The organism is Microbacterium esteraromaticum, from assembly GCF_900163815.1.
Lineage (GTDB): Bacteria > Actinomycetota > Actinomycetes > Actinomycetales > Microbacteriaceae > Microbacterium > Microbacterium esteraromaticum_B.
On the sequence record NZ_FUKO01000027.1, the window covers coordinates 1 to 6,835 of the forward strand.

3 protein-coding genes and 1 pseudogene are annotated in these 6,835 nt (G+C 65.9%); 2 read left to right on the forward strand and 2 right to left on the reverse strand.

Annotation, left to right across the window (positions count from 1 at the left end):
- The first annotated feature begins 791 nt into the window (after positions 1 to 791).
- Both FM104_RS11150 and FM104_RS11155 read left to right on the forward strand, forming a co-directional pair.
- Positions 792 to 1,346 (forward strand): universal stress protein, encoded by a 555-nt coding sequence (locus FM104_RS11150; RefSeq protein ID WP_087013718.1) that lies wholly within the window; start codon positions 792 to 794, stop codon positions 1,344 to 1,346.
- Between the two features lie 9 nt (positions 1,347 to 1,355).
- On the forward strand, positions 1,356 to 2,819 hold the full coding sequence (locus FM104_RS11155; protein WP_087013715.1) for an MGDG synthase family glycosyltransferase: 1,464 nt from the start codon (positions 1,356 to 1,358) through the stop codon (positions 2,817 to 2,819).
- Positions 2,820 to 2,845: 26 nt separating this feature from the next.
- On the opposite strand, the gene FM104_RS11160 is transcribed toward FM104_RS11155, so the two are convergent.
- Together FM104_RS11160 and FM104_RS11165 are read right to left on the reverse strand one after the other, a co-directional pair.
- The gene (locus FM104_RS11160) at positions 2,846 to 5,122 is read right to left on the reverse strand and encodes a beta-glucosidase family protein (RefSeq protein ID WP_254908933.1); all 2,277 of its coding nucleotides are present in this window, start codon (positions 5,120 to 5,122) and stop codon (positions 2,846 to 2,848) included.
- 585 nt (positions 5,123 to 5,707) lie between these two features.
- Positions 5,708 to 6,780: pseudogene (locus tag FM104_RS11165) on the reverse strand (IS3 family transposase); the annotation flags it as partial.
- Positions 6,781 to 6,835 lie beyond the last annotated feature (55 nt).

The window sequence follows — 6,835 nt, forward strand, 5'->3', positions numbered from 1 at the left end:
GCTCTCGGAGGCCAATCACCCATCGACCGCGTCCACAACGTCCGTGGGAAGAACACCTAGGTCGTTCCCCGCGGGACGCAGCTACAGATGGGGATCATGTCTCTGGATTCGCCGACTACGGATTGCAAGCGTCCCGACTCGTGCGCGCCCGTCCGAGGTCGTTGCGGGTCCCTGGGTGGTCCTCCTAGGCGCTAGCGTGTCGCTATGACGAGGGACAGTTCAGGGTTGGCGATGAGGTCTTCACCACGAAGTCCCGTGGTGTGATCATCGATATCTGCGCGACGCCGTCGGGGCAGTTCATCTTTGGTGGCGAGGACGCCAGCGGTGAAGTGACGTACTTCACCCCGAAGGGCGTTCAGCACGTGTAGCGTGTGTCGGACTATGCCCTGGTGCTGGTCCAGGCGATGGCGGAGTTGAGGACAGCTGCGGCGCGGTAGTTGCCAGCGGAAGGCCGTTCCCGTCAACAAGCTGGTGGATCTTCGTCGAGAGTCCGCAGCGAGCGCGGCCTATGCCGTGTTCAGGCGGCCTCCGGCAGTACACGATGCCTCCACCATCAGCTTGGCGTATGAGAACTTTCGGCCCGGCCTATCTGTCGGACGCGGCAGCATCCCCTCGACCAAGGACCACGAGCATCCGAGATCACCTGAACTCGCGACACGAAATGAATCTTAAGCCAGCCCTCAATCTGTGTCAGACACGCCCTAAGTCCCTCCTCCACATCCCCAACCGCGCACTGCCGGGACGGGACCTTGGACCTGGTGTCTGCGTCCTTTCCTCCTCATGCTTTAGGTATGACAGACACAAATATCTCTCCAGTCGCCCGCGTCGTTGTCGGTGTCGATGGCTCCGACTCTTCCCTTGAAGCGCTCCGCTATGCCGAGCGAATCGCTCCGCTCTTCGACGCCGCCATCGAGGCCGTGACCGCCTGGGAATTCCCCAATCTCTACTATCCAATCGACGGCTGGTCTCCGGAAGCGGATGCGGAGAAGATCCTGACTACGTCCATCCGCCAGGCGTTCACAGACTCACCTCCAGCGGGCCTGATCACGACGATCGTCCCGGGGTCGGCTGCGCACGCGTTGATCGAGCGAAGCAAGGGCGCGGATATGCTCGTTCTCGGCAGTCGCGGACACGGGGGTTTCGTCGGTCTCTTGCTCGGATCGGTGAGCACGGCCTGTGCACAACATGCGCACTGCCCCGTGCTGATCGTCCACCCCGCGGAGGGCCCTCCAGAGACGGCGCCGAGGCAAGCAATCACTCGTGAAGAAGATGCTCGAGGAGTCAGCCGCACACCTCGAGTGAGCACGTCGAGGGCGGGTAGGCCGGGACGTGATGCGGCCCGCTAGCATCTCTTCATGCGCAGACCGTCGGCACAAGGCCCCAAGACCGCTGAAGGGGAGCGCCTACTAATCCTGTCCGCAGGGGTGGGATCGGGGCACAATAGCGCCGCAGCGGCGGTGCAGAAGGCGTGTGCCGGGCGCGCGGACATTGCCGAGGTGCAGGTGCTGGATGTGCTGCAGGTGAGTAGCGCACTGTACCGCGACGTGCTGAGCAAGGGTTACTTCGCCCTGGTCGAGGACTTGCCATGGCTGATCGAGTGGGGTTACGACATCAGCGACCCACCGTTCCGGCGCCGTGGGCCGATCGATCCCTGGACACGGGCGAACGCCCTTCCGGTCGTCCGGGCGATCAAGAGATTCCGACCGACCGCGATCGTGTGCACACATTTCCTGCCTGCCCAGCTGATGGCGTCACTGCTTCTTCGCGGGTTTACTGACGCCAGGACCGCCGTCGTCACGACGGACTACGACTTCCAAGGCCTGTGGCTTACGGGCGCCTTCCACGCGCTCTTCGTGGCAAGGGAGGAAGGGAGGGTGGAACTGACCGCGCTCGGCCTGCCTCCCGACCGCATCGCGGCCACCGGCATCCCGATCAGCACTCAGGTGAACAACGCGCCCCCGCGCGACGCCAACGACCCTCCGGCTCTGCTGATCTCCGCGGGCGCGACTGGCGGCGACTACGCCGTCGCGGTCGTACGGCAGACGCTGCACATGCGCTCCCCGTTCACTGCCACGGTCGTGTGCGGACGCAACGACGGGCTACGGCAGCGCATCGAGCAGTTGGTGTCGACCGCTGACAACCGCTACCGCGTGCTCGGCTTCACCACGGAGATGCCGCAGCTGCTGCGCCGCGCCGACTTGTTCGTGGGCAAACCGGGCGGGTTGTCGGCGTCGGAGTGCATGGCCGCAGGGCTTCCCATGGTCCTAGTGAACCCCATCCCGGGGCAGGAGGTTCGCAATGGCGACTACCTGATGGAGCAGGGGGCAGCCGTCCGCTGCAATACCGCCGCCACGATCGGCTGGAAGATCGATGAGGTGTTGCGTGAGCCGGGCCGTCTGAAGCGGATGCGGGCTGCGGCGCAGAGTATCGGTCGCCCTGACGCCGCGTCAGACGTGCTGAGCGGTCTGCTTGACGGGCCGTCCCGTCCGCTGGTCGTGACCCGCGCGGCGCAGAAGACAATCCTCGCCGCGAGCGAGCAGCGCCTCGTCGCGACCGATCTGACGGGGCCCACCTCGCTGGTCCGCCTCATCGACGCGGCTGAGGGCAGCACAGTCGCGCTGCTGCGCGCTGAGGAGCTGGCTGATCTGCAGAAGCGGTACGCGACTCCGAACGGGGGCCTGGTGCTGCGGCGCGACCAAGCGGCCGTATCGTTCCGGTGGGAGGAGCGGCGTGTACTCCGCGCTATGCTGCGGGGCGATGGCGCGCTACCCGTTCGCGTCGAGGGGCTGTCGGCATCCTTTCCTATCCTTCCCGGGTGAACGCCGGTATCAAACCCATACCGGCCTCAGGTCGGCCGACCGTCCGAGGCGCTTTCCTCGTCGATCGATTTCTCAGCATGTCGCAACTGCCGTGCGTCCGCCCAGCTGGCTGGGCTGTGCTGGGCTGCGAGCACGGCCCAGTCGCCGGCGCGGGTGGACCAGCGCCGTGTCGCCGGATCGCGCTGCAGCGTGGGCCCCGCATCCAGGGTGATCCGCACTGTCGTCTCCACACCAGGCTGCAGCTTCACCTTCTGGAAGCCCAGCAGTTGAGCTACCGGCCTGCGGATTGACACGTCCGCGGCGTAGATCTGCACGACGGTCGAGCCCTCACGGTCGCCGGTGTTCGTTACGAGCACGTCCGCGCTGCCGCCTGAGTCGTCGAACCTGTGGTCCAGAAGCCGGTGCTCGATCGTCGTGTAACCCAGGCCGAATCCGAACGGGAACGCGGGCGCGTGTCCTTCGCCGTCGAGCCGGCGTTGGCCCCACTTGTCGTCGTAGATGACGGACTTCGCCGCGCGGTCGAACGATGGCAGATGCGCGGCATCCGTCGGCAGCACAAACGGCAGCCGTCCGCCGGGCTCTGCACCGCCGGTAAGTACGTTCGCGAGCGCACGGCCGCCCTCCATACCGCCGTACCAGGCGAGGAGAAGCGCTGGCACGCGGTCTCGCCACGCCTCTGTAAGGATCGCGCTGCCGCCGATCAGTACGACGATGGTCCGAGGATTGGCGGCAACGACCGTGCGGATGAGGCGCACATCGGAGGGGCGCAGGTTGAGCGAGCTGCGGTCGCCACCTCGGACGAAGCGCGACGCCAGGTGCGCGAGACCGATGAGCGGCCGACGGAGGAAACCCGAGCCAAACTCCCGACCGAGCACACCCACGTCGACGCCGCCGGTGACGACCGACTCGCCCTCGTCGTGCTGGTCCAGGCCGACGACCACGATCGCCGTCTCCGCCGCAGCCGCAACCGCGGCTGCGGCGCGTTCGTTCGTGCCGGAGGCGGTGGTGATCCGCACCGACGGCAGCGCCTCACGCAGCCCCCGCAGCGGCGAGACCGCGGAGGGAGGCCGCACGCGTGACGAGCCATGATCGCCAAGGTTCGCCCGTGGCGCGAGTCTTCCGATCACCGCGAGATGCCGGATGGTTGGAGCCAATGGCAGAAGCGGCGCCGCGCCAGAGGTTTCATTCTTGAGCAGCACGATCGACTCCTCCGCAACCTGGCGAGCAAGAGCCCGGTGTGCCGGGGAGGCGATGAGGGCGGCACTTGGCCTCGCCACCTCGCGGGTCGCTGCATGCAGCACGCCGGTGCGCAGGATGCGGCGCGCGGACCGCAGCACAGTCGCGCGGGCGACATCCCCGCGCCGCAGCGCGGTCGGCAGATCGCGGGCGCGAAGCAGTCGCAGCGGCATCTCCACGTCCATCCCCGCCTGAAGGCTGACGACCGCGTCGTGGGTGCCGAACACCCAGTCGCTCGTCACGAACCCCGAGAAGCCCCACTCATTCCGCAATACATCGGTGAGCAGCGCGCGATTGACGTCCATGTACTCGCCCCGCACCCGGTTGTAGGAACTCATCACGGAGTCTGCGCCAGCTTCCAGGACGGCCTTGAAGTGCGGCAAGTACACCTCGTGCAGGGCGTGCTCGTCGACCGATACGTCGACCTCGAAGCGCTCATTCTCCATCGAGTTGAGCGCGAAGTGCTTGACGCATGCCATCGCGTGCACGCGTACGCCGCGGGTCAGGGCCGATCCCATCCGACCGGTGAGCACAGGATCCTCGCCATAGCACTCCTGCGCACGGCCCCACGCGGGGTGGCGAAGCAGGTTGACGCAGACGGAGGCGGAGTAGTTCGCACCCCGCGCCCTCGTCTCTAGACCGATCGCGAGGCCGACCCGCTCCTCCAACAACGGATCCCAGGTCGCGGCCCGCGCGATCGTCACAGGGAAGGCGGTGCAAGCACCGATAACGACGCCACGGGCACCATCACTGAACCGGATGCCCGGGATACCGAGCCGAGAGACGGCCCCGGCCACGAACGGCCGCCGACCGTGCAGAATCGGGATGAGCGGCAGCAGCAGCCTCGGGGAGTCGCCGTCGAGCAGCCCGAGCACCTCCTCAACAGTCATCTGGTCGATCAGTTGGTCCGCGGCCTCGTCCGCGTCGAGCTCGCCCGCCCGAACCGCTCGGACTGCCTCGCCGTACGCGTTGCCCTCCGTCGTCATCGTGTCGGTCGATGCCGCGCGTCTGCCGGCACGCCGCCCATATTGCGCTCGCGCAGCCCGACGCCCCGCATTCATCTCCATGCACTGAATTCTGCACCCTAAGCCCTGCGCGGCCGTACCGAGCAGCGTTGCTGTCCTTCGACCCCGCGGCCTCGAACGCTTTCGAGGCGAATGATGAAAATTCCGACAACTCGCGTGAGACAGATTGAGTTGTAGCACTAACTTGACTTCCGCGAGATTTCGGGGTCCCGTGTCTCACTTCACGACAACTCTCGTGAGATCGGACATTTGTGTCCGATCTCACGAAAGCTGTCGGAGTCTCACGAAAGTTGTCGGAGCGTCTCACGGAAGCGTCGAAATCTCATGAAGCGCGTCGGATGTGGGCCGTTCGGTCAGGCGCGATGGCCGAGTCGTCCCCGAGCCGCAAACGATCGTTTGCGGCGGGTTGCAGCTCGCATCTCGGACGTGCTGCCGCTTACGTCCTCCGTAATGACCAAGTGGCGCGGGCTTATGACTGGGGCTTCGAGCAAGGTCTGGTCTGAGTCGTGCCACTTTAGTGTCCCGTTTTGATTTCGAGTTTTGAGAGGATGTCGGCGGCTTCGCCTGTGGGCGGGGTGGTCGCGGTGATCTGCTGTCCTTTGAACCGTCCCAGGTTCTGTGCCGCTGTTATGCGGGGAGCGGCTCTCGGGTGAGAGCCGCGTAGTAGGCAGCCTCGTACTCGTCGGGGCTGACCATGCCGAGGCTACCGTGGAGCCGTCGGTGGTTGTACCAGTCGACCCAGCCGGCGGTCGCGTACTCGACGTCGGCGATGGTCTTGTAGGGACCGTCGTGGAAGATCGTGGTGCGCACGCATTCGGCTTTGTAGAGGCCGTTGATCGTCTCCATGAGGGCGTTATCGTACGCATCGCCGACGGACCCGATCGACGGCGCGATCTGCTCGAGTGCGAGGTGCTCGGTCAGCACAATCGACGTGTATTGAGAGCCGGCATCGCTGTGATGAATGAGCTGCCCAGGCCCGATGGTATGACCTTGCCGGTCGCGTTCCCAGAGCGCCATGCGCAGCGGGATCATGACGAGATCCGTGTGCTTGGTGGTCTGCGCGTGCCAGGCCACGATGCGTTGGGCGAACACGTCGAGGATGAAGGCGACATACACCCACCCTGCCCACGTTCTGACGTACGTGAAATCGGTTACCCACGTGTGATCCGGCCGCGGCGCGGTGAAGTCCCGGTTGAGGAGATCGCCGGCACGCACCCCGTCCTTCGCAGGGATCGTCGTGCGGATCGCCTTCGCCCGGGTGATGCCTTGCAGCCCGAGGACTCGCATGGCGCGGTCCACGGCCCCACGGGAGGCGTCAGTGATCTGGGTGCGGCGGATCAGTGCGGTCATCTTCTTACGGCCATACAAGCCCTCCGGCGTCATTCGGCGGCGCGTCGTCCCGTCGGGCAGCACCTCGACGCGCCAGGCGGCGTCACGGACGGCGTCGACGACGAGCGCATCGGTCACTGTCCTGGCGGCCACACGGCCTTGCCGCCAGGCCCGGTAAGTGCGCGCGGCAACCTTCACGCCCTGCTCTCGCAGGACGCGGATGATCGACTCGACCGCATGCCCCTCGGATCTCATCTGGTCAATGAAACCCATGATCAGCGGTTGCGGGGGTCGAGTTCCCCCACGAAGAAAGTCGTCGCTGCTTTCAGGATCGCGACGTCGTCACGCAGCTTGCGGTTCTCGGCCTTTAGCGGCTCTTCGGACATTCGGTGGGGTCAGGGTGTGAGGCCGCCGGCGGCGAGGAGC

Excerpts from the sequence above, each read along its gene's own strand:
- FM104_RS11155 (WP_087013715.1), top strand. The coding sequence starts at position 1,356 with ATGCGCAGACCGTCGGCACAAGGCCCCAAGACCGCTGAAGGGGAGCGC.
- FM104_RS11150 (WP_087013718.1), top strand. The coding sequence starts at position 792 with ATGACAGACACAAATATCTCTCCAGTCGCCCGCGTCGTTGTCGGTGTC.
- FM104_RS11160 (WP_254908933.1), bottom strand. The coding sequence starts at position 5,122 with ATGGAGATGAATGCGGGGCGTCGGGCTGCGCGAGCGCAATATGGGCGG.